General features: G+C 67.7%; 24 protein-coding genes. 4 read left to right on the forward strand and 20 right to left on the reverse strand.

The window, feature by feature from the left end:
* The 14 genes from ACFYXC_RS39845 to ACFYXC_RS39910 form a co-directional block, all read right to left on the reverse strand.
* Positions 1 to 588 (reverse strand): aminoglycoside phosphotransferase (locus ACFYXC_RS39845; protein WP_389557788.1); only part of this gene is annotated, 588 nt, incomplete at its 3' end.
* Positions 589 to 914: 326 nt separating this feature from the next.
* Positions 915 to 1,280 carry a glutamate ligase domain-containing protein gene (locus tag ACFYXC_RS39850; protein ID WP_389557789.1) on the reverse strand — a complete coding sequence of 122 codons (366 nt, stop codon included), beginning with the start codon at positions 1,278 to 1,280 and terminating at the stop codon, positions 915 to 917.
* Positions 1,273 to 1,893, reverse strand: a complete 621-nt coding sequence (locus ACFYXC_RS39855) for a C39 family peptidase (protein ID WP_389557791.1) — start codon at positions 1,891 to 1,893, stop codon at positions 1,273 to 1,275. The genes ACFYXC_RS39850 and ACFYXC_RS39855 overlap by 8 nt, the downstream gene beginning before the upstream one ends.
* Positions 1,894 to 1,908: 15 nt before the next feature.
* Positions 1,909 to 2,880 (reverse strand): D-alanine--D-alanine ligase, encoded by a 972-nt coding sequence (locus ACFYXC_RS39860; RefSeq protein WP_389557793.1) that lies wholly within the window; start codon positions 2,878 to 2,880, stop codon positions 1,909 to 1,911.
* A 191-nt stretch (positions 2,881 to 3,071) separates the two neighbouring features.
* The gene (locus ACFYXC_RS39865; RefSeq protein WP_389557794.1) at positions 3,072 to 4,055 is read right to left on the reverse strand and encodes a hypothetical protein; all 984 of its coding nucleotides are present in this window, start codon (positions 4,053 to 4,055) and stop codon (positions 3,072 to 3,074) included.
* A gap of 52 nt (positions 4,056 to 4,107) precedes the next feature.
* Positions 4,108 to 4,611: a GntR family transcriptional regulator gene (locus ACFYXC_RS39870; RefSeq protein WP_389557796.1), complete on the reverse strand. Its 504-nt coding sequence runs from the start codon at positions 4,609 to 4,611 to the stop codon at positions 4,108 to 4,110.
* Positions 4,612 to 4,865: 254 nt separating this feature from the next.
* Positions 4,866 to 5,807 carry an endonuclease/exonuclease/phosphatase family protein gene (locus ACFYXC_RS39875; RefSeq protein WP_389557798.1) on the reverse strand — a complete coding sequence of 314 codons (942 nt, stop codon included), beginning with the start codon at positions 5,805 to 5,807 and terminating at the stop codon, positions 4,866 to 4,868.
* Positions 5,808 to 6,024: 217 nt separating this feature from the next.
* Positions 6,025 to 7,029 (reverse strand): GntR family transcriptional regulator, encoded by a 1,005-nt coding sequence (locus tag ACFYXC_RS39880; protein WP_389557800.1) that lies wholly within the window; start codon positions 7,027 to 7,029, stop codon positions 6,025 to 6,027.
* 4 nt (positions 7,030 to 7,033) lie between these two features.
* On the reverse strand, positions 7,034 to 8,425 hold the full coding sequence (locus ACFYXC_RS39885; RefSeq protein WP_389557802.1) for a glutamine synthetase family protein: 1,392 nt from the start codon (positions 8,423 to 8,425) through the stop codon (positions 7,034 to 7,036).
* The gene (locus tag ACFYXC_RS39890; RefSeq protein ID WP_389557804.1) at positions 8,422 to 9,201 is read right to left on the reverse strand and encodes a GntR family transcriptional regulator; all 780 of its coding nucleotides are present in this window, start codon (positions 9,199 to 9,201) and stop codon (positions 8,422 to 8,424) included. Before ACFYXC_RS39890 ends, ACFYXC_RS39885 begins: the two co-directional genes overlap by 4 nt.
* On the reverse strand, positions 9,201 to 10,709 hold the full coding sequence (locus tag ACFYXC_RS39895; RefSeq protein WP_389557806.1) for an amino acid permease: 1,509 nt from the start codon (positions 10,707 to 10,709) through the stop codon (positions 9,201 to 9,203). The genes ACFYXC_RS39890 and ACFYXC_RS39895 overlap by 1 nt, the downstream gene beginning before the upstream one ends.
* A 56-nt stretch (positions 10,710 to 10,765) precedes the next feature.
* Positions 10,766 to 11,755, reverse strand: a complete 990-nt coding sequence (locus ACFYXC_RS39900; protein WP_389557808.1) for a hypothetical protein — start codon at positions 11,753 to 11,755, stop codon at positions 10,766 to 10,768.
* Positions 11,756 to 11,930: 175 nt separating this feature from the next.
* Positions 11,931 to 12,476, reverse strand: a complete 546-nt coding sequence (locus tag ACFYXC_RS39905) for a DUF6624 domain-containing protein (protein WP_389557810.1) — start codon at positions 12,474 to 12,476, stop codon at positions 11,931 to 11,933.
* A 103-nt stretch (positions 12,477 to 12,579) separates the two neighbouring features.
* Positions 12,580 to 13,059 (reverse strand): ATP-binding protein, encoded by a 480-nt coding sequence (locus ACFYXC_RS39910; protein ID WP_389557812.1) that lies wholly within the window; start codon positions 13,057 to 13,059, stop codon positions 12,580 to 12,582.
* Between the two features lie 393 nt (positions 13,060 to 13,452).
* Between ACFYXC_RS39910 and ACFYXC_RS39915 the strand changes: the two genes are divergently transcribed.
* Both ACFYXC_RS39915 and ACFYXC_RS39920 read left to right on the forward strand, forming a co-directional pair.
* Entirely contained in the window at positions 13,453 to 14,838 is a 1,386-nt protein-coding gene (locus ACFYXC_RS39915) for a Tat pathway signal protein (protein WP_389557813.1), read from the forward strand.
* A gap of 31 nt (positions 14,839 to 14,869) precedes the next feature.
* The gene (locus ACFYXC_RS39920) at positions 14,870 to 15,343 is read left to right on the forward strand and encodes a TrmO family methyltransferase (protein WP_389557815.1); all 474 of its coding nucleotides are present in this window, start codon (positions 14,870 to 14,872) and stop codon (positions 15,341 to 15,343) included.
* A gap of 476 nt (positions 15,344 to 15,819) precedes the next feature.
* On the opposite strand, the gene ACFYXC_RS39925 is transcribed toward ACFYXC_RS39920, so the two are convergent.
* The 6 genes from ACFYXC_RS39925 to ACFYXC_RS39950 all read right to left on the reverse strand — a co-directional run bounded on the left by ACFYXC_RS39925 (position 15,820) and on the right by ACFYXC_RS39950 (position 22,407).
* The gene (locus ACFYXC_RS39925) at positions 15,820 to 17,226 is read right to left on the reverse strand and encodes an FAD-dependent oxidoreductase (RefSeq protein ID WP_389557817.1); all 1,407 of its coding nucleotides are present in this window, start codon (positions 17,224 to 17,226) and stop codon (positions 15,820 to 15,822) included.
* A gap of 173 nt (positions 17,227 to 17,399) precedes the next feature.
* A complete protein-coding gene (locus tag ACFYXC_RS39930) occupies positions 17,400 to 18,818 on the reverse strand; it encodes an FAD-dependent monooxygenase (protein ID WP_389557818.1) in 1,419 nt (472 codons plus the stop codon).
* A gap of 8 nt (positions 18,819 to 18,826) precedes the next feature.
* Positions 18,827 to 20,011, reverse strand: coding sequence for an MAB_1171c family putative transporter (locus tag ACFYXC_RS39935; protein ID WP_389557820.1), 1,185 nt, complete (start codon positions 20,009 to 20,011; stop codon positions 18,827 to 18,829).
* Positions 20,012 to 20,072: 61 nt separating this feature from the next.
* Positions 20,073 to 21,227 (reverse strand): MAB_1171c family putative transporter, encoded by a 1,155-nt coding sequence (locus ACFYXC_RS39940; RefSeq protein ID WP_389557822.1) that lies wholly within the window; start codon positions 21,225 to 21,227, stop codon positions 20,073 to 20,075.
* Positions 21,224 to 21,733 carry a toxin gene (locus ACFYXC_RS39945; RefSeq protein ID WP_389557824.1) on the reverse strand — a complete coding sequence of 170 codons (510 nt, stop codon included), beginning with the start codon at positions 21,731 to 21,733 and terminating at the stop codon, positions 21,224 to 21,226. The genes ACFYXC_RS39940 and ACFYXC_RS39945 overlap by 4 nt, the downstream gene beginning before the upstream one ends.
* Before the next feature lie 92 nt (positions 21,734 to 21,825).
* Positions 21,826 to 22,407 carry an XRE family transcriptional regulator gene (locus ACFYXC_RS39950; RefSeq protein WP_388926688.1) on the reverse strand — a complete coding sequence of 194 codons (582 nt, stop codon included), beginning with the start codon at positions 22,405 to 22,407 and terminating at the stop codon, positions 21,826 to 21,828.
* A 901-nt stretch (positions 22,408 to 23,308) separates the two neighbouring features.
* Between ACFYXC_RS39950 and ACFYXC_RS39955 the strand changes: the two genes are divergently transcribed.
* Together ACFYXC_RS39955 and ACFYXC_RS39960 are read left to right on the forward strand one after the other, a co-directional pair.
* The gene (locus ACFYXC_RS39955) at positions 23,309 to 24,592 is read left to right on the forward strand and encodes an MFS transporter (protein WP_389557826.1); all 1,284 of its coding nucleotides are present in this window, start codon (positions 23,309 to 23,311) and stop codon (positions 24,590 to 24,592) included.
* 34 nt (positions 24,593 to 24,626) lie between these two features.
* Positions 24,627 to 25,892, forward strand: coding sequence for an ATP-grasp domain-containing protein (locus tag ACFYXC_RS39960; protein WP_389557828.1), 1,266 nt, complete (start codon positions 24,627 to 24,629; stop codon positions 25,890 to 25,892).
* Positions 25,893 to 25,936: the final 44 nt, after the last annotated feature.

Raw genomic sequence — 25,936 nt, forward strand, 5'->3', positions numbered from 1 at the left:
GCCGCAGGCGATGAGCCAGATCACCCATAGGGCGGGGTCGATCCAGGCGGCGCCGCGGGTGGCCCATCCCCAGTCGACCAGGCGGGCCCGGCCGTCGGTGATGAGGATGTTGTCGGGTTTCCAGTCGGTGTGGAGCAGGGTCGAGCCGCCGAACGTTTTCAGGACGTGGGGGTCATCGACGTAGGTGTTCATCCGCTGGGGCATCGTCCGCAGGGCGACTGACGAGGGGGCGGTGATGGAGGAGAGGCTCCACATGGCTTGGAGAACGAGTTGCAGGTGAGGGGAGCCGGGCGTGTAGTCGGCGTGTACTGCGTCGAGGTGTTCGAAGCCCAGCAGATCCCATCCGCGGTCTCGGGTGTGCCACAGCGTGCGGGGCGCCAGTCCTTTGGTGTGCCGGTTGATCTCCGATTCACGCTGCTGGGTCCACACCCACCGGTGATCGGTGGGCATCCCCTTGACGAACACGCTGGTGCCGTCTGCCAGTTGCAGGCGGGCTGCGATGGCGCTGTTCAGTCCGGCCGAAAGCATCTGGACGCTTGTCAGCGGACCCGTGCGTTCCTCGATGACGGTGCGTGCTTCGGCGGGCATGTCAGTCAGGCGGTTTGGGGGCTCACGTCGTTCTCCAAGCGGGTGCGGGTGGTGCTCAAGGCTCGCGCCAGGCGAACAATCTCTCCTGGGGCTGAGAGCGGCCTGTCTCGGGAGTGAGGGCGTTGTCGCAGTCGTCACCGTTCCTCCGGTTCACTGCGGGGTGGCGTATAGCGCAACCCCCTTCATGTGGAGAGCGTCACCCCCGTCATCTGTTGCCCCCTGGGCTCTACGGCGATGTCTTTCAGAATTCCTGGATGAGTGCGCCCCGAACGCATGATGCTCGGGGCACACGATCGGCGGTACGGATCAGGGCTGGGGTACGCCTGTCAGCTCAGGATTCCGGTGAGAGGCTGGCCGGTGAGTGCTTGGGCGATCTGCCAGCGCATGCCGCCCCGTGACCCCTTGATGACGACCACGTCGCCGGGTTTGAGGATCTTCTCCAGAAACGCTGTGGCGGTCGCGTTGTCGGCAACGATAGCGACATCCGCGCCAGCGTCGGCGGCTCCGAGAGCGAGCTGCTTGGCGTTCTCCTCGCCGACTGCGATCACGATGTCTACGCCGAGCTGCCCGGCTTCCTGGCCCGTGTCCCAGTGTGCCTGTGGCGCTCCGTCCCCCAGTTCCAGCATCTCGCCGAGTACCGCGATTCGGCGTGCGCCGGGCTCGGCCTCTGGCAGGTCCGTCTGCTCACTCACCGATGATCACACCCCGGCCTGCGTAGAAGCGGTGCAGCTGCCCCCAGGAGACAGGGGCGTATTCCTGCGATACGCCAGGCAGACCTGACGGGTTGTGCAGCATGACGTTCTCCTCACTGGCGCCGACAGCGAGCACCAGGTGCCCGCCCTTGCTCGGCGGATCGACTTCGGGGGTGCGGACCGTCTTGTGTACCGACAGCATGACCAGACAACCGTCGCCGATGGCCCCGCGGACACGGCGAACGGGCAGATCGGGAGCTGCCTGGGCCTTCAGGTCCCATCGGGCACCCACGTAATCGGCGAACGGCTGGTAGATCAGTCCTGTCACCGACTGTCCGGTACGGACGTAGGCGCCGGCCTCGCAGAGTTCCTGTACGAGCGGAACGGAGGGCGGCACCGGATGCTCCCAGAAGTCGAGCGCCATGCGCAGACACGCGACTCCGCACATCCGTGGGGCCCAGAACGCGTATTCACGTGGTGTGCCGGCGCCGGACTTCTGCCACAGCGGGTCATCGGCCGCATCAAGGCGGCCGGTGATGAATTCGGGAACCAGGGTCCGCGATTCCCACTGTGAGTAGTAGGGGACGCGGTGTTGAGTTGACGGGACGCTCATGCGCCACAGTCTTTCCTACGGCAGGTATCCGGGTTTGGTGAACGCGCTCCTGACGAGGTGCTGCATCAGAACCGGATAGGAGATTCCCGCCGCCTCCGCCATGGTGGCCAGGTTGCCGCCCCGCGACAGGCCCGGCAGTGTGTTGCACTCCAGGACGGTGGTCCGGCCGTTCGCCGCGGCGAGGAAGTCGACGCGGAGCACGCCGTGCGCGCCGACCATGCCGAAGATGCGGCGGGCCACGTACTGCATGTTCTCGGTGGTCGGCGCGGGAAGGATCGACGGGCAGTGCTCGGTGCGCAGGCTCGGGTCGTGCTTGGCCTCGTAGTCGTAGAACGGGCGGGCCGACTCCACGTCGTGCACGGGAAACGATCTCAGGCGTCCCTCGATCTCGACGAGGCCGACGGTGCAGGCAATGCCCTGCACGTACTCCTCGATCATGTACTCCGCGTACTCGCCGGCGCGGCCGTTCTCGATCAGAGTCCGAAGCTCGTGATCGTCGTGGGCGATGCCTGCCGCCAGGCTCCCGCCCCCCGATGACGGCTTGACGAAAACGGGATAGCCCAGGGAGTTGCGTGCGACTCCAACCGCGGCTTCGACGGTCATGTCCGGGTGGGGCATCACCCAGCGAGGGGTGTCCAGACGCTCATGCGTCAGCATCAGCTTGAAGGTCGGCTTGTGCATGCCGATCGCGGAAGCCAGAACGCCGGAGCCGGTATAGGGCAGACCGATGGTCTCCAGCGCCCCCTGGATCTTGCCGTCCTCCCCGCCCAGCCCGTGCAAGCCCAGCAGAGCTACGTCAATCCGCTGTTGGAGTTCCGCCAGCGGGGTGTCCGCCATGTCAATCAGCTCTATGGTGTGCCCTGCGTCGGCCAGGGCTTTCGCCGCGTGCTCGCCGGATGCGATTGAACCGGGCCGCTCGGGGGAGTTTCCTCCACACAGGACACCGATCCGTAAGGTCCGGATGTCCGGCGCCGTTGTAGCTGTCACGTGATTCTCCTTCATACAAGAAGTGACCTGCGGTGGTGCACTCGGCGCGGCGACTGCTAGGCACCGTGGCCTGTTGTCGGAAGCAACTGGCCATGACGCGGTCGCCGCGCCGAGGTCTCGTCTTTGCGGTCGCCCCTACGGGCGCACCGTGGTGCAGGGGCCGTTCAGGTTCTCTCGGCCTTCAGTGATCGTCATGGAGACTTCTCGGTCACGAGAGCGGAGCGGGCCGGTGTGTCCGGGGTGTATTCGAGCGCGGACTTCCTCAACCGGTTGCTGATGTACGCGTAGGACGCGGCGATGGCAACGCCCGCCATCAGTTGGTAGGGGAGGGGCAGCTGGCCGATCTCGGGGAAGATGTTCCACAGGGCGTGTGAGGCCATCAGGGGCAGGAGGCTGGGGCAGCGCAGGTACAGCCAGACGCGGCCTGCGGCCATGATGACGGCGGCGATGGCGCTGAGCCCGAAGTAGGCGTGCAGCCCTACCTCGATGAGACAGACCAGGGTGTAGATCTCCCACGTGGGTCGGCGCACAGCCGTCATCAGCGTGATCGTTGCCGCGACGACCACGACGTCCTCGATCGCCACGGTGCGCACGATGCCCAGGGCGAGGTTCACAGGGCCGTCGAGGCCGAGGGCGGCTGTCTGGCTTTCTTGCAGGATGGGCGCGGCGTCCGGCGCGATCTGGCTCAGCAGCGCCCCCAGCGGGCCAAAGAGGAGGCCGGTTGCGGCGCATGCGATGAGGTTTGCCTCTGCGACGTTCCATCGCTGGAACTGCTGGAGCGGCGTGTAGGGAGCCCGACTGCCCAGGTGCAGGCCGTGAGAGCGGCAGATTTCCACGGCCAGCCACGCCACCGCGCAGGCGAACAGCGCCGGCCCGACCTTCTGGTTCAGCGAGCCGGCCACGGGCATGGACAGGCAGGAGATCGCGACGGCGAGCACGCCCGCCGCAGGCCCTCGCAGCGGGCGCCACCATGGCCAAGCGCCGTGCGGGGCGGGCTGGCGCAGCACCAGCCACGTGAGCCAGGCGCCGACCATATAGCTGGCCAACACTTGGGCGACCTTGATCAGTTCGCTGATTTCCCACCGCGCGCCGTACAGGGACGCAGCCTTCACCGCCGCGCCGGCCAGGCTCACGACGGTGGCGAGAAAGAGCAGACCCGTCAGCTCGCCCAGCACACGGGGCGCCCGCGTATCGGTGGCAGGGAACGTCACCGGGGAGGGGCAGACCTTAAGCACGGTCGAACCCCCGGACGGGCTCTATGTTGGTGACGAGCCCTTTGCGTGCGGTGATCATTGTGCGCCTGTCGGCGGGTATCAGGAGCCCTTCGGCCTTGAGCGGCCTCAGCGCCGCGGACATCGTGGATTTCGCCACGGCAAACTCCTGGCTCAGGGATGTCAGGGTGGGCAGGAGTTCACCGGCCGGATAGGTGCCGGCGTTGATCCGCTCGCGGACGGTCCGCCGGATTGCTTTACTGCGTGTGGTACCGACCGGCCAGGCGCAGGGCATGGTGCCGCGTGGGGCGATCCCGCCTCCGCCGCCAGCGCGGGTCTCGACAACGCCCTCATCGCGGAGCAATGCCACGGCTTTGTGGATGACATACCGGGTGGTGCAAAAGCGCCGGGTCGGGTCACCGGATGCGCGGACCGTGCCCGCTTTCCAGGTGCCGTCGCTGATCTCCTTCCGCAGCACCTCGGCGACCTTACGAACTGCCTTGCGCACGTCGTCACGCACGGTCGGACCCCCGTACGCGCTCTGCGTCGGTGACCTGTCCTGCGAGCGCGTCGATCTGGCCGGTCAGGGCCGTGTGCTCATCCACCACGGGGGTGAGGACGGTGTTCATGTTGCTCTCTTTCGATTCGTTGCTGAGGGCCCCGCGTCGCTCGCCCGCCGACGAGCGACGCGGGGGGTCTGTGGAGTGCGGCGGCCCCGAGCTGCCGCACTGCTGTCCGCTCTCCTCTTCGCGGGGGCGTAGGAACGCCGGGTGGTCAGGCCGCACCGGACGTCCGCCGGCCTCCTCGTTGCAGCGCGGCGAGCGGACTCTGCTGCTCATTGAGGACGTCCGCGAGGTGGTCACCGCTGAGGGCGAGTCGAACGATGTGATGGTCGGAGATGTGCTCCGGCACTTCGATCACATCCATGTCGGTGACTGCTTCGAGCACACCGGCCGTGGCGTAGAAACGATCGACTCGGGCGTCGGGCCCGTGTGTTGCGCAGGCGTTGACCGTGCGGGCCACAGCCGTCTTGTCGCCGCGCTTGATGGCGCGGTGGCGAGCTACGTCCTCCAGGCCGGCAGTGCGCAGCGTCTCGTCGGGTCGGGTGTCCATGACCCGGCTGCCGTCAGGTCCCACGAGGGAACGGTGGAGGCGGTGGGGCCGGTCCCTGATCTCGTCTAGGACCGGCAGCGCGGGGTCGCCGTCGACGCCGGGTGCGGGATAGCTGTTGTTGTCTCCTGCGATGAGGCAGGGCATCCGCACAGTCCGGCCATCGGGGGTGGTCCATTTCTTGTCGGCCAGGGTGGACAGCCATTCCGTTTCCAGGTTGCGCTGCGTGGGGGAGGCGTAGTTGAGGTGGTAGGAGGCCACGGCGAGCGGCATCGCGTCGTGGCCGGCGGGGAGATAGCGCATGATCAGCGCGGTGGGTGGCAGCGTCCATAGAGCGGCTGCCGGAAGCTCGCGTACGGTCTGGAAGACGCGCGGATCGGCGAAGACCGCGGTGCATGAGCCGTGTCCGAGCCAGCCGCGCAGGCCGAGGATGGCTTCCAGTTCGTACATGATCGCGTTGCCGTCGGCGTTCGCGCCTGCCATCTCCTGGCGGAGGATGAGGTGCGGATTGTGGGACAGCAGTTTTTCGTGTGCCCGGCGGCGCTTGTCGGGGTTGTTCCTGCCGTTCTCCTCGAAGTTCCATAAGAGCACGGTCAGCTTCTTCATCCTGCTGCTCCTTTGCGCAGAGATTTCAGGCGTGGGTGCCGCCTCGTTCGCGTTCGACGCCGGTGACGCGCTCGTGGTGCACGTCGAACGTCGTGCTGGGCCCCGCGTCGCTCGCCCGCCGACGAGCGACGCGGGGGGTCTGTGGGGTGCGGTCGTCACGAGCTGCTGCACTGCTTTTCCGGCTTCTTCTTCGTGGGGGAGGAGGAACGCCGGATGGTCAGGCCGCACTGGACGTCCGCCGGCGGGGCATTGGGGGCGGGGCGAAGAGTCGGCTGCTGTCGGGTCCTGTGATCAGGTGGCCTCTGGTGTGCAGGTGGGTGAGCGCCGTCGTGACCGTGTGGGGGCCGGCGCTGAACTCGGTGCACAGGTCGTGGAGGCTGGGCAGTTGGGTGCCGGGCGGATAGGTGCCATTGCGCAGCCGCACCCGGAGCGTTCTCCTCAGATCCCTCGCGTTGACAGGCGGCGTGCTGGGGGGAGGCGCGTCGGGCTGGTTCGGATCGCCGACATACATGCCAAGGGGCTTGACGGGGATGACGAGCCCTTCGTCCCGCAGCGCCCCCACGGCCCGGTGGATGGTGGGCACCGTCACTGCGAACTCATGCATGAGTTCCCTGAGCGACGGCAGCCATGTGCCCACTGCGTACGTGCCGTCGCGCAGTCGCGCACGGAGGGTCTTCTCGATCTCGGCTGCGCCGGTGATGACCGGCGCAGAAGCCGTCGGGTCCACGACGACATGCCCACGGCCAGCTACCGCCTGGACAGCGCCGCTGTCCCTCAACGGTTGTAGAGCCAGCTGGACCAGCGTCTGAGACACTCCGAATTCCGCACCGAGCGTTCGCGTCGCAGGCAGCACCGTGCCGGGCTCGTACGTGCCGTCGGCCAGACGCTTTTCGACGTCCGCCGTGACGCGTTCTGTCCTAGACAGCTGGCGTACAGGACGCTTGGACGCGGTGGGGGTCGCAGCGGCGAGGAGGTCAGGCATGGGTGCCGCCTCGTTCGCGTTCGACGTCGGTGACGGGCTCGCGGTGCACGCCGGGTTCGTGGGGGCCGCGGCGGCGTGGTGGCGGACCGTGTCGCTCCCGGGCGCCTGCATGGGGAAGCTGCTGGTGGTGCGTGAGCGCTGGGCCAGGTCTCCGGATGCGCGGATCGTGCCCGCTGTCCAGGTGCTGTCGCTGGTCTCCTTGCGCAGCATCTTGGCGGCCTCGTGTACTGCGGTGGTCACGTCATCACGCACGGTCGAACCCCCGTACGCGCTCTGCGTCGGTGACGTGTCCGGCGAGTGCGTCGATCTCGATGGTGGCGGCGTGCATGTAGTGCTCGACGACCGGCAGGGGGAATGCGGAGTGCACGATGCTGCTGGATGTGAAGTCGTCCACGGCTTCTCGCAGGGTGCGGGGCACTCGGCGGGGTCCGTGCGTCTGGTAGGCGTTGCCGGTGCATGGTGCGGGCAGTTTCGGGCGTTCGTGCAGGCCGTGGGTGAGGGCTGCGAGGGCGGCTGCCAGGGCGAGGTAGGGGTTGGCGTCGGCGCCCGCCGTCCGTACTTCGAGGTGTGTGCCGCTGTGCCGGCCCACGACGCGGACGGCGCAGGTGCGGTTGTCCCAGCCCCAGGAGAAGTTCATGGGGGCGAACGAGTGCGGCTGGTAGCGCTTGTAGGAGTTGGGGGTGGGTGCGTACAGCGGTGCCATGTCCGGCAGGCCGGCGATGAGTCCGGCCAGCGAGTGCTCCAGAAGGTCGGGCAGTTCCTCGCGCGACCCGGTGGCGAAGACCGGTACCTCGTCGGCCCACAAGGACAGGTGCAGGTGCATCCCGCTGCCGACCCCGGTCTGCGGGGCTGCCATGAAGGTGGGGGCCATGCGGTGCTGGGGGGCCAGATGGCGCACGGCGTGCTGGTGGACCGTGTAGGTGTCGCACGCCGCCAGGGGGTCGCCGTGGGGCCACGTCACCTCGACCTGTCCGGGCGCGCCTTCCGTTTTGATCGCCGACGTGCGGCAGCCGGCGTACTTCAGGGCGGTGCGCAGGTCGTGGAAGAACGCGCTCAGGGCGGGCGGATGGTCCAGCGCGTAGTCGAGGTTGTGAGGAAAGGCCGGGGTCAGGTCCCGATATTCGCGCCGGTGGATGTGGGCCGGGGTTCCCTTGTAGAGGGCGAACTCGCTTTCGATACCCACCTTCGCCGTCAGCCCGAGCGAGGCGAGGGCGGCGAGCTGGTCGCGCAGCATCTGCCGCGGTGCGACCTCCACCGGTCTGCCGTCGGGATGGAAGGCGTCGCCGTGGACGAGGGCGGTGCCGGGCAGGTAGCTCAGATACCGGAGGGTGCTGGTGTCGGGGACGACGTGCAGATCCCCGTATCCGTTGTGCCAGCCGGTGAGGAGGTAGCCCGGTTGGGGTTTCATGTCCATGTCCGTGGCGAGCACGTAGGCGCACATGTCCGGCCCGGCGGGCAAGGTGTCCAGGAAGGTGCGGGCGTCGAGGAGTTTGCCCTTGAGACGGCCGGTCATGTCGGGGACACCGACCATCACGGTGTGCACTGCACCCTCCCGTACGAGGGCGTTGAGGTCCGGCACTTCCAGCAGGGAAGCCGTCAGGGCGGGGCCGCGGTGAAAGGTGTTCTCGGTGGTCATCGCATGTCTCCTGTCGTGGACTGGGGTAGGGCGGCGGCGTACGTTCCCGCCCCGCGCACCGAGTAGAGGAGCCCTTCCCTGCGCAACCTGGTCAGGGCCTTTGCAACGGTCCCGAGCGACACCTCGAACTCGGCTGCTATCCGCGGCTGCGCCGGCAGCCGCGTTCCGGCCGCATACGTGCCATCACTGAGGCGTTTGCGGATGACGCTCTCAACGTCCTTGGCCATGAAACGGCGTGCTGGTGTGGTCGTCGGCTCCGCGAGGGTCCCGCTGGGCTCGCATGCGCCCAGGACGCCGTCATCCTTGTGGGCGGGGAGGACGACGGCGCGCTTTCCTGCCTTTGCATGCGAGGCGAGGAGCCCTTCGCCTCGCAGTGTGTTCACGGCTATCTGTACGGGACAGCGCGACACTCCGAACTCGGCGGCCAACTGCGCCTGTGACGGCAGCGGTGTTCCGGCCGCGTACGTGCCATCACGCAGCCGCTTGCGGAGGGTCCTTGCGATGTTGTCCGTGGTGTAACGGATCGGCTCGGTACTTGTTGCGTCCGCAACGACATTTCCGACGCGCGGCATCGCAACGATCACGCCACTGGCTTTGAGCGGCTGGAGAGCCAGTTCGAGTGTCGCGCAGGACACGCCGAGTTCCGCGGCCAGGTTCCGCTGTGGAGGCAGCCATGTCCCGGGCTTGTATATGCCCTCGTCCAGTCGCTGCTGGATGACGGCTCCCGTCTTTTCCCACGTCCTGTGTCCAGAGGCTGGAGCGGTCTTGTTGCTCATCACACCAGGCCCCCTGAGATCGCGGCGTCTTCGGCGGTGCGGGTCTGCGTGGGCATGGCGTAGTTCTTGCGGCCCGTGGTAATCCACGAGATCCACGCGAACAGCAGCACGACGGCCAGGGTGACGGGCGCGTAGTTGAAGGACTGCGAGGTGATCGGGTATGCCTGCGGCAGGCAGAAGAAGACGGTGAGCACCGTCACGTAGGAGACCGCGAGCCAGCCCATCGGCTTGCTCAAGCGGCCCAGGTTCCATGGGCCCTGCTTGAACGTGTCGCCGGCTTTCAGCCGCAGGAAGACGGGGATCGCGTAGGCGGGGGTGATGCCCAGGACGTTGATCGCGGTGACCGCGGCGTACGCGGCAGGCGAGTACAGGCTCGGCAGGGCCAGGACGAGCGCGATGCCCACCGACAGCCACACCGCCGGCGTGGGGTTTTCCGTGCGGGCGTCGACCCTGGTCCAGGTCCTCCAGCCCGGCAGGGCCCGGTTGCGGGAGAAGGCGTACACCATCCGTGAGGCCGCGGCCGTTTCGGCGTTCCCGCAGAACAGCTGTGCGACGATGACCACCAGGAGCAGCGCCTTGGCGACGCCGGTGCCCAGTACGTCGATGAAGATCTGCGCGGGCGGGACGCCGGTGGCGGTGTCCAGTGTGTTGGCGTAGCTCTCCATCGCGAAGAGCATCCCGACGATCAGTACGAACCCGGCGATGCCCGACCAGAGGATGGCGTGGACCATGCCCCATGGGGCGGTCTTCTGTGCCTGCTTGGTCTCCTCCGCCAGGTGCGCGGAGGCGTCGTAGCCGCAGAAGGTGTAGGCGGCCATGAGGCAGCCGACTCCGGCCCCGTACAGCGGGTTGGTGATGCCGGAGTCGTTGTAGTACTCGGTGAACACGAAGCCGGGAGTCTGGCGCTGGCCGGGGGCGGTGAAGAGCAGGCCGACGATGAGCAGGACGCCGCCGGCCTGCCACCACACGGATATCTTGCTCAGCACGTCGACCAGGGTCACGCCGAAGCTGTTCAGCAGGCCGTGCAGGAGCAGCACGCACACGAAGATCGCCATGGTGTTCTCGGGTGTGGGCTCGAACCCCCACTGGAGGCTGGCGAAGGCGCCGATGAAGGTGGCCGCGCCGTAGTCGATGCCGGCGATGGCGCCGACCAGGCCGAGCAGGTTGAGCCAGCCCGTCAGCCACGCCCAGCCGCGTCCGCCGAGCCGGTCGGCCATGTGGTAGAGCGCGCCGGCCGTGGGGTAGACCGAGGTCACCTCGGCCAGGCAGGAGCCCAGGACCAGGGTCATGGCGAAGATGCCGGCCCAGCCCCACACCATGACGGCCGGGCCGCCGTTGTGCAGGCCGAACCCGAACAGCGTCATGCCGCCGGCCAGGATGCAGATGACGGAGAAGCTGACGGCGTAGTTCCCGAACCCGCCCATCTTGCGGGCCAGCGTGGGCGTGATGCCTTCCCGGCGCAGCGCGGCGTCGTCGTCGAGCAGCGCGGCTGTTGCACTTCGAGACAAGGGAGTGTGTCCTTGCGGTGTCGTAGGAGAGGAACAGGAAAAGGAAAAGGATCAGGTCAGTAGCTGACGGGCTGTTCTTTGAACGCGGAGCCACGGGCTGCGTAGAAGTCGTCGACCCAGTGCTCGGGGGAGCCGAGGGTCTGCCAGGGCAGCACGGTGACGTAGCGGCCGATGGCCTCGAAAACCGGCCTGGCGCCTCCCACCCCGCTCCTTTGGCAGGACCAGGCCAGCAGGTTGAGGTCGAGCGAGAGGATGGGTGAGGTGGACGTGTCGGCGTCGAGGTAGGCGAACCAGCCATCCCGCGCTCGCTGCACGAACCTCTGCACGCCCGGGTCGGTCCAGTACGTGAAGTCACTGACCTGTCGGCGGGCCCGTTGCACCCGGAAGTCCTCGATGTATGCGTACAGCGGGGCCATGTGCAGGATCGAGCACTCGGGTGCCCTCATCGCCACCCACTGCGCGACGCTGTGCGCTCCGGTCTTGCGGGCGTAGAAGTACTGCAAAAGGCGCTGGACGGCTTCGCGGTTCTCGGGGTCGCGCTGGCGGATTGCCCAGAACAGCGGCCACGGCCCCTCGGGCTGGTTGTCCGCGCCCGGCACCCAGTGCTCCTCGATCTGCTGATACCGCGGGTCGGCATCGAACTGCGCCAGGGCCAGCAGGCACACCCAGGCCACCGGACACCGCGGACGGGCCTTGATCGCGGCGCGGCAGACGCGGCGGGCCTGGTCGACGGCGCTGATGACCACGGGATCGTTCGCGGGACTGCGAAGAAGGAACGTGCGCTGCGTGAGCACCCGGGCCCACATCATCAGCGCGTCCGGATCATCGGGCTCGTCCGCGCACCAGTTGTCGATGGCCCGGGTGTACGCGGCGTACAGGGCGATGACCTGAGTGCGGAAGGTGCGCAGCGGCCAGTCGTAGCCGGTCTCGACGAGCAGTTCCTTCACACCCAGATAGCGGCCCATCTTGAGGTCTTCAAGGACGGCGTACAGGGCAAAGTCGCTCCCGGCGGCGTGATCGGTGAGGGGCATGTCACGGCCGCGCACGGTGGCACCTCCGTGGAAGCGGGTGCGTTCGGGATTTCTGTGGGCTGTGGGTCGGTAAGGACATGGGGTGTGGAGTCCTCAAAGGGGGGATGGGGAGGGGACCGTCGAGCGGCAGCCGGCGGGAACCCGCACGGGGAGACGGATGGTGCGACTGCGGCATGACGGTGTCTGGGGGCTAGCTGGGGGGTGAGGTGACGTCCGGCGACAGCACGTCCGCTCGGAGGCTGCGCGCGTACTCGGCGTGCGGTTCGAGGCCCAGCGCATGACACCTGTCGTCCAGCCGTTCGCGCTCCCCTACGCGGTAGAGCTCCAAGACGCCGCTGTGCGTCGGGATGTAGAGCGTTCCGAACCGTTGGGGTTCACCGCGGTTGAGGCACAGGCGGTCAGCCAGCAGGGCGTAGTGCACAGGGTCGGCGTCCTGCTGACGCACCGCCTTCTCCAGCAGGCCGCACGCACGGGCCTGCAACGCGTCGTCCCCGCAGTACGTGGCAATCTGCCAGGCGGCTCGCGAGCCACGCTCGCCCACGAGCCGGTAGCCCGGCCACCCGTGTTCGTCCAGCACCGTCCGCAGGAGGTCTACCTCCTGGGCGAATATGTCGGCGATCACGCGCGCCGCAGTGTCCGTTCTGGGCATGCTCGACTCGGCCTCCATCGCACGCCACATGCAGCGCACGAGGTCCGTACCGAGGTCCGGGCGGGAGGGCTGAGATGGGGTGATCATGGAGGGTCAAATCCTCAAGGGCCAGGTGATGAGGGCCGCCGGGCCGCAGCTGGTTCCCTTGCTGCTCGTGAAAGCAAGGGCAAAACTGCGACCCGACGGCGTTCTAGGGGGTAGGGCTGAGCGACGGCAGGGCGAGGGAGCACCAGATGGTCATGCCGTCTTCGCTGATGCCCCAGTCGTGGGCCTCAGCCCTGACGAGGGCCAAGCCACGGCCGGCCTCGTCCACGCCGGAGGCGTCGCGCAGGACAGGACTTTCAGGCGACTCGTCCCGCACTTCGAGCCGCATGCAGCCGTCTGCAAAGGTCAGGAGCACGCGGACGTCACCGCGGCCGTGCCGCAGTGCGTTGGTGACCAGCTCGGAGGCGAGCAGTTCGGCTGCGTTGATGAACTCTGCAGGTTCCCAGCAGCTCAGCGAACTCCTGATGACGCTCCGGATGCGTCTTGGCCAAAGCCGGTCCAGGGGGTCGACGTTGCCGTTTCCCGAGCCGGTGTGCCGCGCGAAGGCCACGTCAGCACCGCTGCGCGGGATGTACCGGAAGGAGGCGCTGGAGCCAGTCCGCGTGACGGTCGCAGTCTGTGTCATGCCGATCCCGTCTTCCGGCGTACTGGGCCAGGGCGAGGCGACGGGATATGCACACCGTTCTCACAGGCAGCGAATTCCGCGGCAGCGCGCGCCCTTCTGAAGATGCGCTGTTTGGCCATCGATTCCTCTTACGCAGATCGCTTGGTGGGTACGTAGAGCGAACCGCGGTTGACCCGTTGTCGATACCGCCCGACGGGCGCGCGACTGCCAAACGTGACACAAGATCGTTTTCACTTCTGAGGCACCGGGAATTCCTACGCAGGGGCACTTTCAGCCAGTAGCCCAAACTCATACCCTCGTTGCGTAATAGGTTGGTACAGCGCACTCGGCGTAGATGCGCGAGTGTAGGTTGACAAACGTGTCTCAAGATCATTAGCAGTGCGGGGGCGCACCATGGCGCGCAAGCGGAACGAGCGGTTCGAGGCTCTCCTTAAGGAGGCAGCCTGGTCACGAGCCCAAGCAGCGGGTGCCTTCGTCCGGGTCGCCAGCGAGAGCAACCTGACCGACTACACCCGCATCGCGCGGCAGCACGTGCAGCATTGGGTGGACGGGCACGAACCGTCTGGGCAGGCCCCCATAATCATGTGCGAGGCACTCTCCCGTCGTCTAAGGCGGGTCGTCACGGCAGGCGAAGCCGGGTTCACAGCGCCCAACTCGCCAGCGCAGGGAGCGCTGGACTGGCGCGTCGATCCGTTGATCGCGCTGAACGACTTGGGGAGCACCGACTTGGACCCGGACCGGCGGAGCCTGCTGCGGGGCGGCGTGTACTCAGCCGCTGCCCTCGCCCTCCCTGCGGAGTCGTGGTGGGTTGAGATGGCCAAGGAGCCGCCGAGCGCAGGGAAGAGCGCGCAGCGGGTTGGCCGCGGTGACGTGGAAAGCGTGCGCGAAATGACGCTGGCCTTCTCCCGAATGGACCAGCGGCGAGGAGGCGGTCATGGCCGTTCCGCTCTCGTTGAGTACCTACGATCCGACGTCGCCCGCTACTTAGTAGGGAAGTTCCCTGATGACCGGGTGCGCCGCGACATGCATTCCGCCGCCGCCGAGGGCGCCTATCTTTCTGGGTGGATGGCCTTCGACAATGGTGAACATGATGTCGCTGAGCCGTACTTCGCACTCGGGCTGAAGCTGGCCGCGCGCTCCGGCGACGCCCCGCTCTCGGGCCACATCCTCCGCGCTATGGCCCACCAAGCTCTCGATCTTGGGTTGTTCAACAAGGCACTGGAGTTGTCCGCGGCCTCAATCGACCGTCAGCGCTACGAGTCGGCGACCCCGCGAGAACGAGCGCTGCTCGGTGTCGTCCATGCCCGCTGTCTTGCCGCGAGCGGGCAAAAGAAGGCGGCAACCAAGACTTTGCTCCGCGCTGAGGACGACCTGCGAAGCGCGCATGACGGCATTGAAGAGCCTGCCCGCACCTTCTTTTTCGGCCAAGCGTCGCTGGCTCACGAAACGGCCTGCACGCTGCGCATCCTCAACGACCAGAAGGGCGCGATCGATCAGTTCGGGCGCAGCGTGCGGACACGCGGAGCCGCCTTCAAACGGACTCATGCGGTGACCCTCGGGTACTTGGGCGCCACACAGATGTCAGTTGGCCGGGTGGAAGAAGCGTGCGCAACCTGGTCCAGGGCCCTTGACGCTATGGAAGAGGGCGTCTACTCCGGGCGGGCTCGCCAACGGGTGTTGGAGATGCGTCAGCTTCTGTCACCGTACCGACGTCGTGGCATCTCGGCCGTCGTCGAAGTCGAAACCAGAACCGCAGACTACCTTCGCACCGTAGATTGATCACGCCAGGTTAAGGGATAGAGGGAACACCATGACGTTGGAGATCAAGCCCATCGGCACCGTGATCGGTGGCCGCAACGAGGTCGCAGACGACTACTGGGGTGGCATCGAGTCCATCATTCGCCTCGACTCAAGGTTCCCGACCGACACCGTGAGAGGGCTCGACGAGTTTTCCCATCTGGTGGTGACCTGGCACTTCAGCCAGGCATCGCCAGGAGACGTTGCCCTGCACGCACGTAGCCCGCGAGGTGACTCTCGTTGGGAGCCCTCGGGCACGTTCGCGCACAGGAATCACCGACGTCCGAACCAGCTTGCAACGAGTTTTCCCCGGCTGTTGAAGGTGCATGGCCTGGACCTGCACGTGGCCGACCTCGACGCGGTCGCCGGAACGCCAATCTACGACCTCGCGCCCTACTTCGAGGAGATGGGACCCCGCGGCGACATTCACGAGCCCGACTGGCCGGGGCAGATGCTCAGGGACTACTGGGCTGAAGCTGGTAATTAGCCTCGGGCTTTCGTGAGGTGATCTGTCCGAGACTTGATCACAAACGCGTGAAGTGCTCCTGACCTGGAGCGATAGGACTTGTCGAGGGTCCAGATCGTGCCGTGGAAAGAAGCACTTCTCAGGTGAAGAAGCGTTTCGGGCCGTACCTGCGTGTCCGCGTTGAGGGCAGCGGTCGTGGAGTGGTCTTGCTGCGGACGAGTTCGCCGCTCTGTTCCGCGATCACCGCGGACAGCCGCTCGAGCCGGGCAGTCTGCAGTGGCAGAAGGCCAAGGAGGAAGCCGACGCCACCCGCCGCAAGTACATGAAGGTCGGGCTGCTGCTGCAGGGCCTGGCCGACCGCACCACGATCATGCGCCCGCACCCCGTACGTACCTTGGCCGACACACTGAAGGAATGGACCGAGCGCAGCTGACCCGCACGCTGTCAGAGCCGCTGCGTGCGCTGGCCGGTCGGTCTGATTCCTGCAGGCGGAAGGCTCAGGCGGGTTGTCCGTTGATCTCTTCAAGCGGCGTGAGGAGACGCTGCTCGGATGCGGTGAGCGGCGGACCCGACAGGGGCTGCAGCTTCGGACCGGCCGCTGCCGCGCGGAGCACCGCCGGAGCCAGCAGACGAGTGGAGGCGGCGCGCATGCTCGTGACGTCGGTGACGGCATCGGCCATGAACTGAGAGCCGGTCGCGGTGTAGGACAGGCGGCTGGTGAAGCGGCCCAGAAGCCTTTCCGGCACGCTGGGCTTTTGGCCGTGGGCGGTGTTGTAGTGAATGTCCTGGGTGGTGGCCGGCGCCCAGGCCGCCTCGACCGATGTGGCCGCCGCGCGTTGCACGCGGCGTGCCAGCCCGGCCGTCAGGCTGCCGCTCTTGTGCAGTTCCTGGTGCAGTGCGCGGGCGCCGAGCGCGGCCACGCTCATGCCCTGTCCATAGACGGGGTTGAACGTGGCGATCGCGTCGCCCAAGACGATCAGCCCGTCCGGCCAGGTGCGGGCTTTTTCGTAGTAGTGGCGGCGGTTGCCGGTGCTGCGGGTGAGGGTGACGTCGGAGACTGGTTCCAGGCCGTACAGCAACTGGCCGATTAGCGGGTGGCGTAGGCCGAGCGCGAAGGGGATGAAGTCGGCGGCGTTACGTGTGGGTTCGGAGCCTTTGATGCCGCCGAGCGTGGCCATCCACAGCCCGTTTTCGATCGGGGCGATGACGGCGGACTGGCCGATGCTGGCCCGGGGCTGGGCCATGATGTTGAAGACCGGGATGTGTTCGGCACCGGCCGGGGCATGGAAGAGCCGGGTGGCGTAGGTCAAGCCGGTGTCCAGGGTCCGGTGGGGGATGGTGTCGATCCCCAGGTCGGCTAGCCACGCGGTGGCGCGGGACGCGCGTCCGGAAGTATCGATGACGAGGTCGGCGTCCAGGCGTTGAGGGTCGTCCGGTCCGTGCGCGGGGCGGTGGAGGACACCGGTGATCTGCCGGTCGCTGCCGTGCAGGGCGGTGACCTTGCGACCGCCGAACACACGGATGCGGTCATGCGCCAGGACGTGCTCCCGCACGACCCAGTCCAGCAGGTCACGGCTGGCGGTGATGATGAAGTGGCCGTCGGGCTGCCATCGCCGATACCAGCCCTCCGGGGACAGGGCGACGATGCCTGCGGTGAGCTCGTGCCGGTGAGCGCCGGCGTCGAGCCAGTGTTGGAGGATGCCGGGCAGCAGGCTCTGCATGGCGTCGGTGCCGCCGGCGACGAGGCTGTGAATGTGACGTGCCTGGGGCAGTCCCTTGCGTGGGCGGGGCGCGTCGGGGAGATCGTCGGGTTCGATGATGATGACCTCGTCGACGAAGTCGGCGCTCGCACGGGCGGACAGCATGCCCGCCATTCCCGCACCGATGATGACGGCACGACGCATGAAGTACGTCCTTTCATTGTTCGCTGGGTCCGGCGGACACGCCGACGGCAGCCCGTGTTCCAGGTCGGCGTCACAGGAACATGCCGGGCCGGGCATGGCCCGGTGCTGTGGCCGTACGTGCTGAAGCGGCTGGCATCGGCACGTGGGCGAAGGGCGGGTTGTGCTGGCCTCTTCTACGCCGGTTCGGACGCTGTCTGTCCCTCGCCGTTGTTGAGCGCCTGCAGCAGTTGCCGTTCGCGGGCGATCAGCGGGGGGCCCGAAAGCGGGGGCAGCGGGGATCCGTTCAAGGCGGCCAGCACGGTCGAAGGGCGCAACAGGCGGGCGGGTCCCGCCTTGAGGCCGGTGACGTCCCACAGCGCTGATGCGACCTGGTAGGAGCCGGTTGCGGTCTTCATGACGCGTCGTGTGTAGCGGGCCGCAAGGCGGTCCGCAGCAGTAGGTGCGCCGCCGCGGACTGCGGGGTACAGGACGTCCTGACTCACGGCCAGGTTCCAGGCTGCCTCCACGTGCGCGGCCGCGGCGCGCTGCACGGTACGGGCCAGTCCGGGGGCGAGAACATCGGCGCGCCGCAGGTGGTGGCTGAAGGCGCGGGCGCCGAGTGCTGCCACGCTCATGCCCTGCCCGTAGGCGGGGTTGAAGGTGGCCAACGCATCGCCGAGAACGATGAGTCCGTCGGGCCAGGCGTGGGCCTTTTCCAGATAGCGGCGGGCGTTGCTGGTGCTGCGGCTGATGGCCACGTCGGTAAGCGGTTCGGCGTGGGTGATGAGCTGTCCGACGATGGGATGGGGCAGGTCGAGGGTGTACTGCAGGAAGCCTTCGGGGTCGGAGGGGGGTTCGCCGCCGCGGGAGCCCGCGAGGCTGACCATCCAGCGATCACCCTCGATGGGGACGATCACGGCGCTGTGTGCCGGTTGCCCGGTGTAGGGGTTGGCCTGCACCATCGTCAGGGGAAAGCGTTCGGCGCCGGGCGGGACGCGGTAGATGCGGGTGGCGTTGACCAGGCCGGAGTCGACGGTCTTCTCCTCGATGCCGGTGATCGCGAGGCCGTCCAGCCACTGGACGATGCGTGAGCCACGGCCGCTGGTGTCGACGACGAGGTCAGCGGCGAGTTCTGCTGGGCCGGAAACGCCCTGCAGGCGCACTCCGTTCACTCGTCGGCTGCTGCCGATCAGGTCACGGACTTGGGCTTTTCGGATCTCGATGGTGCTGGTGTTGGTCGTGATCGCCGTGCGCACGACCCATTCCAGCAGCGCCCGGCTGCAGGTGATCATGTGGTGTTCGCTGTGCCGCCAGCGGCGGAACCATCCCTCTGGGGTCAGGACGACCATGCCGGAGCTGAGGGAGACAGCGTGGGCGCCGGCCGCCAGCAGGTGTTCGCGTACGTTCAAGCCCGGTACGAGGTCGTCGATCGCTTCCAGGCCACCGGGCATCAGCAGATGAGCGTGCCGTCCTTGCGGGACACCCTTGCGGTTCTCGGGGCCTTCGGGCAGGTCGTCGCGCTCCAGCACGATGACCTCGTCGACGTGTGGGGACAGGGCCGCCGCCGCGAGCAGTCCGCCCAGTCCGGCTCCGATGACGACAGCTCTGCGCATGGTGCTCCTCATATCCGGTTACGGGATGACGTCAGGGAGGCGTGCCGGGCCGCGCTGACGACGGGGGAGTGCTGCAAGGCTTCGGCCAGTTTCAGCAGTCCGCTGGTGCCAGGGGTCTGTGTGGCGTGCAGGTGGTAGTCGCTGCGTTCCTCGGGACTGCCCTGCCTTCCGCCGGCAGCATGCTGGGCGGCGTCGGCGACCATCGCCGCTTCGGCGATGACTCTGGCCTGCTTGACGTCGTGGCTGTTCGCGCGGGCCGTGTCGAATGCGGCACGACGTACCTGCTCGTCGAACAGGGGGGCAAGGGCAAGGAGCGCGTCGTGGATGGAGACCTCCAGCCAGTCCAGGCGAGCCTGCGGCAGGTGCCACCACGAGGGGGAGGGCTTCGGTGCGATGGCTGCCGACTGTACTTCGGCCCACAGAGGAGCCAGGCGGCGGGCATCTTTCAGACTGCGCCAGTGCGCGATGGCCGGCTGGTGCAGGCGCGGAAGGACGAACCCGGTGCAGCACACGAGGGCGCCCAACGACACCACGGGCGGGGCAACGGTGGTGGACAGGTAGTCCAGATCATTTCCCAGCCAGCGGGCAACGACGGCCGTGCCTTTGGCGATCTCGAAGCCGACGATGTCCAGCAGCAGGCCCCCGATGATCAGGTACAGGCCGATGCGCAGCGAGCCGGTCACCTGGCGCGCCCATCTCCAGCACACGGCCCCCATCACCAGCGTGCAGGCCCCGTGCCCGACCAGGTAGAGCACGATCATTTCGCGCATGTACGGGGTGGTGGCGTAGTAGGTGTCGAGGTCTCTGAGTCGCTCGACGGGAGCGTCGGCCAGCGCGAAGAGGATGATGATGCCGGCGATGACCGTGCCGTAGGCGGCGATGCTGCGCAGGGTCAGACGCCAGATGAGTTCGGGAGGGCCGCCACGCCAGTGGATCAGCAGGATGAGGAGGGAGCAGCTGTAGGCGGAGATCACGCTGTAGGTCAGCGGGGCGCCCACGTTCGTGATGCCGGTGTAGTCGTTGACCGCGGCCAACGTGGCTGGTGCGCTGCAGAAGAAGCAGCATGCGCCGAGTGCGACGGCAGCGAGAGTGGAGGCGGTCAGAGGTCTGCGCAACGCCGCGCGGGGGCGGCGGAACAGTAAGACGCCGGCTAACCCAAATAACGCTGCTGCCGTATACACGACAAGGCTCATGCCGGGCTGCTCCGTTCAGCTCCACGTGCGGCGGGTGTGGGTGGCGCGGTCCTGGCACAGCTCATGCGACGCCTTCGACTGCTCGGCTGGGACGCTCACGCATCACCAGGGACGAGGTGACGAGCGCCTCGGCGATGTCCTCGAGCACGTCGGGCTCGGGAACGCGGCCTGTCATGCGGCCGGTCTTGGACGGGATCTGCCCCGTGCGCTGGCTTTGCGCTGCGGCAGCGATGACGGCCGCCCACGCGGTGGCTTCCGCCTGCGTCGGATCGCCGGAGCCCTGCAGGGCAGTCGCGTGTGTCGTTTGGTACAGCTGGTGGTCGAGCAGGCCGTCGAGACGGTGCAGGCCGTTGTTGATACTGGTCTGGCGCCAGGTCAGGAGCACGGATGGAGAGGACCACAATGGGCGGCGCAGCCGCAGATTCTGCTGGGTGAGCAGATCGTCCAGCTCGCGCTCCAGCGGTTCCAGGCGTACGAAGGACCGCCAGTCGCGCCGCCACAACGTCAATGCTTGGCCGGCCAAGGGCACCAGAATTCCTATGACCGTCAGCACCGCACCCAGGCCGGCGAAAACGGGGCTGAGGCTGGTGCTGAGCGCCGACCAGTCCTGCCCACCCCAGCGGGCGATCACCGCCGTCAGCTTGGAAATGCTGTAGCCCGCGCTCACCACGGTGCCCACGCCGAGAATGACCAGGCCGCCCCGCAGCCAGCCCTCCACATCGCGAGCCCAGCTCAGCGACCGCACGGCAGTGACGGTGACGGCCGTCAGGTGGGCAACCAGGTAGAGCACGATCATCGCGGCGATGAACGGAGTCGTGGCGTAGTAGGTGTCGAAGTCGGTGCGGCGCTCCACGGACGCCTCTCCCATAGCGAACATCGCCGCGATCCCGGCCAGGACGAGGGCGTAGCTGAGCACCCAGCGCCGGGCGGTGCGCCGCACGTGGGGGCCGCCGCGCCAGTAGACGACCAGGACCAGGGACGAAGCGCTGTAGGCGGTGATCGTGGCGTACGTGAGCGGGGCCGCCAGGTTGGGCACGCCGCTGAGGTCGTTGATGGCTGTGACCGTAGGAGGGGCACCGAGGAGAAAGCACAGTCCGGCGAGGGCCATGACGGTACAGATGGTGCGCAGGAACGGATCACGCCAGTCGCGGACGAGGTCGGGCAGTTTCACCGCCAGACCGAGTAGCAGTACGGCGCAGCTCAAGTAGTTGATCATTGCCGTCCCCGGTAGTTGAGGGCAGCCCCGATACGCGCGGCGAGAACGTCGCCAGGGCCGCAGGTTGCGGTTGCGTAGACGGAGTGGACGGATGCGTCCAGCCACGTCTTGAGCCGAAGGCCGACGAGCATGCCGAAGGCGTCGGCCTCCTGCTCGGCTTCGAGGCTGAAGTCCGTACGGGCGGCGGTTGGTTGGCGCCCAGGGCCGGCGACCTGGTGCGGAGCCACCGCGTCGCCGCGGTACATGTGCCACACCTCGTGGGAGAGGATGACGAGCTGGTGCCATACAGCCGCGCGCTCTTCGACGATCACCACATCAGAGGCGCCGCCGTTCACCTCCAGCCACAGGCCGGTGGCGGTGTGCGGCGGGAACTTTTCTCTGAGAACCTTGACCTCATGTCCCCGCCACCGGCTGACGGACTCAACGAGTGCGTCGAACAGGATGTCCGGATCGGCGGGGATCTGCACTTGGATGGGATCGATCAGTGTGTCGGCCAGACGGCGCATTTCCTTGCGGGTACGACCCCTTTTCCCCGCGAGTAACGATCTACGGGGATTCCTCATGGTCACGGTAGGCACCCTGTCTGCGTGGGGGGTCGTCAGCTGCTGGTCTCGTTCTGAGCGATCATCACGGCCCACTGTTCGAGGGCTTTGAGCTTTTCAGGGTCCATATCCGGAGCTCGCCGGGCCAGACGGTAGAACGCGGGTGTACGCAGAGCAGCCAGGGGATCCGACGCAGCCTCAAGATCCCGCAGAACGTCCTGGAGCGCCTCATCGAGGGCCTCGGGCTCGGGCGCGGTCAGGAAGCCGGCGGTCAGGTCGAAGTGCTCACGCAGTAGGTCCATGCCCTCAAGGCTGATGACACCGGTCTTGAGCCACTCACTCATGGTTTGGCGGCTCACCCTCACGATGGCGCCCAAGTCCTGCTGTGAATACCGGTTGCCGTCCGCACGCCGCCGCGTCCTGCGCAGGAACTCGAGTCTCTGCCGCACGCGGACAGCGACCGTCGTCTCAACCCGGCCGCCCTCCAGCAGCGTGCGCACGATGTCCTCGGACTCTCCGGTGCGCCGCGAAAGGTCACCGAGGTCCAGGACATCAGCCAGACGGTCCGGGCGGCCCAGTGCATGCGCAAGGCGCTCGAGAGTTTCGGCGAGCCGGGTGTAAGCGTCTGCTGCTGTCACCGAAAATCTCCAAGGCGCGCGGTATGAACGGGACACAGGCGGGTGCGGAGGTACTGACGCTTCGCCAGACACTGATGTTAAGTATTCCTGCTTCCCGTGGCTAGCCCAATTGACATACTGGGTGCGGCAGTAGCAGGATCATGCCCCAGAGTACGAACATATGACCGCACGGCATGCCAGCGGCATACGTCTGCATGCTTTCGTCGACCACAGGTACAGCGCACCCGAACACGGCTCTTTAACTGCTCGGGCACTGACGGCCGTCAGCCGTGACCGTGTTCTCCCTGGTAAGACGCATTACGCACAAAGATGGCCGCCCCCGGCATAAAGGGACGGCCATCTGAGGACTCATCCGAGTCAAGCAAGCACCCAGGAACGGACCCATCCATCACTGGAGTGCTCCGACCGGCGTGTTCGCAGCACGCCGCCGCGCTCAGGATAGACCGGCCTGCGCAAGGGATCGAGAGGTCCTGCGCTCCGCGACCGAATCCTGTGGGACCGGAGCACCCGCCCACAGAGAGTTCTTTGCCATGCGCACTGCACTCGCACCCCCGGCAGGCAGCAGCCCCCCGCACCCCGGCCGCACCGGTTCGCGCATTGGACTGACCGGTCAACGGCCCACCGTGACCCGCGAGCAGATCCCGTTGAGGCCGACGGCCGACTCCAGCCGGTACGCCACCGCAGCCTGACGGCACGTCGACCTGCTTCCAGGCCCCCGGTCGGCCACCCCTGACGTGCCGACCGGGCAGGGACCGAAGCGCGCCGTGCGTCCTCTCGGCTCGTCGCCTGCTGCCGTTCTCACCCCTCTGCTGCAGGCATTCTTCGGTCACCGAGGGTGCCGTCGCCCCTCCCGCGGCGGCACCCTCCCCCTCTCTTGACCACGCGCCTCACCGGAGCCGTCGTGACGCCTTCCCCTGCCCACACCGCGCCCTCCGCACCATCACCCGAAGCGACGGTCGCCGCCCGTACTCCCTGGCCGCCCCTGATCTGGGTGCTGCTCGTCGGCACGTTTCTGATCCGCAGCGCCGGTTTCGCCTACCCCTTCCTCGCCTACCACCTCGCCGGCCGCGGCGTAGAAGGAACCTGGGCCAGCATCGTGCTTGCCCTCTTCGGTGTCGGCTGGCTGACCGGACAGATCGTGTGCGGGGCCGCAGCCGACCGCATCGGCCGCCGCACCACCCTCGTAGGCGCCATGACGGCCGCCACCCTCATCTTCTCCGTCCTTGCCCAAACCCGCGGACTGACAGGGCTTGCCGTGTGCGCGTTCCTCGGGGGCATCTGCTACGACGCGCCCCGCCCGATTGTGTCCGCACTGATCGCAGACAGCGTGCCGGACGAACCCACCCGCGCGAAAATCGCCGGATGGCGGCACTTCGCCGTGAATCTGGGCGCCGCCTGCACCGGTGCGGCCGGGGGTCTGCTGGCCGAGTCGGTGGGGACCGCCCCGCTGTTCTGGGCCAATGCCGTCGCCTGCGCCCTGTTCGCGGCCGCCGCGCTCCGGTTCCTGCCCGCCACCGCGAACACCTCGACACACGGCGGCGGGCACTACAGGGCCGCGTTCACCGACGTACGCCTGCTGTTGCTGTGGCTGGTCAGCGTGTGCGCGCTCATCCCGGTCGCTGCCCTGTACTCGGTGCTGCCAGTAATGATGGTCCAAGACCACCTGCCCGCCAGCGCCTACGGCATGTCCCAGGTCGCCGGCGCGATCGCTGTGCTGGTGCTCTCCCCGCTGCTGAACCCGTACCTGGCCCGCCGCGCCAGCGGTGACGTGCCGATGGTCGGGCTCCTGGCGCTCAGCGCCGTCATCCTCGGCGTCGGCATGGGCTCGGCAGGACTCACCTCGCACCCTGTCGGCTATGCCGCGGCCGTCGTCATCGCCGTACCCGGCGAGATCATCGCGTTCGTCGCGGCCGCCAACGTCGTCAACCTGATCGCGCCCGCCCACTCCCGCGGCCTGTACGCAGGCATCTGGGGCACGACGCTGGCCGTCGCCGTCATCGGCGCGCCTCTCCTGGCGGGCTGGGCCCTGCACACCACAGGCCACGGGGGCGTGACCCTGGCGCTGACGGCATGCGGTGTGACCGGTGCCGCCGCCTGCCTGCCGCTGGCCGCGCTCGTCCACCGCCGACCCGCCCCCACCGACGCGGTTTCGCTGCCGGCCCGCGTCGCCCTCGAGAGCAGCTGAGTTCCCCATGCCCCCTCTCACTAGGAGATGTGCCGTGCCTACGCACGCCCCGCTCGTCCTCATCGGCGTCGGTGACAGTGCCGCCTACCGCAAGGACGTCCTCGCCTCCATCGCCGCCAAGCACCCTATCGTCGGCGTCGACACCGCAGAACCCGCTTGGGCCCGCCCGTACCTGACCCGCATCATCACTGCCGACCTGAGCGACACCGCGGCCGTACTGGGCGCCGTCAGCACCTACTCCAACGACCATACGGTCGGCGGAGTGCTGGCCTACATGGAGCACCATGTGCAGACCGCGGCCCTTCTGGCGCAGCATCTGGGTCTGCCGGGCAGCAGCCCGCAGTCCATGGCCGCCTGCCGCGACAAGGCGCTCTCCCGCCGTCTGATGGCCGAGCAGCAGGTGCCCTCCGCCCGCTTCGTGCAGGCCAGCAGCCCGGAAGCGGCGGCTGCGTTCGCTGATCTGATGGGTTACCCCGTGATCGTCAAACCGCGCTCCCAGGCCGGCAGTGCCGGTGTGGTCCGCGCCGACACCGCAGCCGCAGTCCGCGCGGCATTCCACGAAGCCAGCCGCGCGTCTGTGATGGACCTGCACCGCTACGGGCCCGCCGGCGTCCTCGTCGAGGAGTACCTGGACGGCCCTGAGATCAGCGTGGAGACTGCCGTGCTGGGTGCCGGGCGGGTGCGGATCTTGGCTGTGACCCGCAAACTGCCCGCACCGGCGAACAGCACGCAGGAGTACGGGCATGTCGTCGACGCCCGCGATCCGCTGCTCCACGAACCCGCCCTGATCCAGCTCATCGAAAGCGCCGTCGCCGCGCACGACATCACGCTCGGCGTGCTGTGCATCGAGGTGAAACTCACCTCTGCCGGACCGCGCATCGTCGAGGTCAACGGCCGCCTGGGCGGAGATCTGCTGCCGGTGTTGGTGCGGAGGGCCATGGGGATCGAGCTCGCGCAGGTCGCCGCCGACCTGGCCGCCGGGATGCAGCCGCGGCTGCGGCCGGTCCTGCAGCGGGCGGCCGCCGTCGCGTTCGCCTACCCCTCCACCTCCGGCACCCTCCAGCAACTCGCCCTACGGACCGAACGCGCGCAGACGCCGGGGCTGGAACGGATGGTGCTCACCCACACACCCGGCGCGCTCGTATCCGCACCTCCCCAGGCCACCCTCGCCGACCGGCTCGCGCACTGGATCGTCCTGGGCGCCACAGCTGACGAATGCCGCACCCGCCTGACGCAGGCGGCTGGCCTGCTCGATGTGCAGATCGCCCGCCCGGCATACGCGCCTGCCTGCACCGCCTGACCTCCACCCGCCATCCGTACACCTCAATTCTGGGAGCTGGCCGT

This window comes from Streptomyces sp. NPDC002701, from assembly GCF_042889045.1.
Classification (GTDB): domain Bacteria; phylum Actinomycetota; class Actinomycetes; order Streptomycetales; family Streptomycetaceae; genus Streptomyces.

What these genes read in the sequence shown, in the direction of transcription:
- ACFYXC_RS39875 (WP_389557798.1), bottom strand. Translation starts at nt 5,807, where the DNA reads ATGAAGAAGCTGACCGTGCTCTTATGGAACTTCGAGGAGAACGGCAGG.
- ACFYXC_RS39925 (WP_389557817.1), bottom strand. Translation starts at nt 17,226, where the DNA reads ATGCGTCGTGCCGTCATCATCGGTGCGGGAATGGCGGGCATGCTGTCC.
- ACFYXC_RS39935 (WP_389557820.1), bottom strand. Translation starts at nt 20,011, where the DNA reads ATGAGCCTTGTCGTGTATACGGCAGCAGCGTTATTTGGGTTAGCCGGC.
- ACFYXC_RS39930 (WP_389557818.1), bottom strand. Translation starts at nt 18,818, where the DNA reads ATGCGCAGAGCTGTCGTCATCGGAGCCGGACTGGGCGGACTGCTCGCG.
- ACFYXC_RS39885 (WP_389557802.1), bottom strand. Translation starts at nt 8,425, where the DNA reads ATGACCACCGAGAACACCTTTCACCGCGGCCCCGCCCTGACGGCTTCC.
- ACFYXC_RS39915 (WP_389557813.1), top strand. Translation starts at nt 13,453, where the DNA reads ATGGCGCGCAAGCGGAACGAGCGGTTCGAGGCTCTCCTTAAGGAGGCA.
- ACFYXC_RS39945 (WP_389557824.1), bottom strand. Translation starts at nt 21,733, where the DNA reads ATGCGCCGTCTGGCCGACACACTGATCGATCCCATCCAAGTGCAGATC.
- ACFYXC_RS39890 (WP_389557804.1), bottom strand. Translation starts at nt 9,201, where the DNA reads ATGAGCAACAAGACCGCTCCAGCCTCTGGACACAGGACGTGGGAAAAG.
- ACFYXC_RS39905 (WP_389557810.1), bottom strand. Translation starts at nt 12,476, where the DNA reads ATGATCACCCCATCTCAGCCCTCCCGCCCGGACCTCGGTACGGACCTC.
- ACFYXC_RS39940 (WP_389557822.1), bottom strand. Translation starts at nt 21,227, where the DNA reads ATGATCAACTACTTGAGCTGCGCCGTACTGCTACTCGGTCTGGCGGTG.
- ACFYXC_RS39920 (WP_389557815.1), top strand. Translation starts at nt 14,870, where the DNA reads ATGACGTTGGAGATCAAGCCCATCGGCACCGTGATCGGTGGCCGCAAC.
- ACFYXC_RS39910 (WP_389557812.1), bottom strand. Translation starts at nt 13,059, where the DNA reads ATGACACAGACTGCGACCGTCACGCGGACTGGCTCCAGCGCCTCCTTC.
- ACFYXC_RS39855 (WP_389557791.1), bottom strand. Translation starts at nt 1,893, where the DNA reads ATGAGCGTCCCGTCAACTCAACACCGCGTCCCCTACTACTCACAGTGG.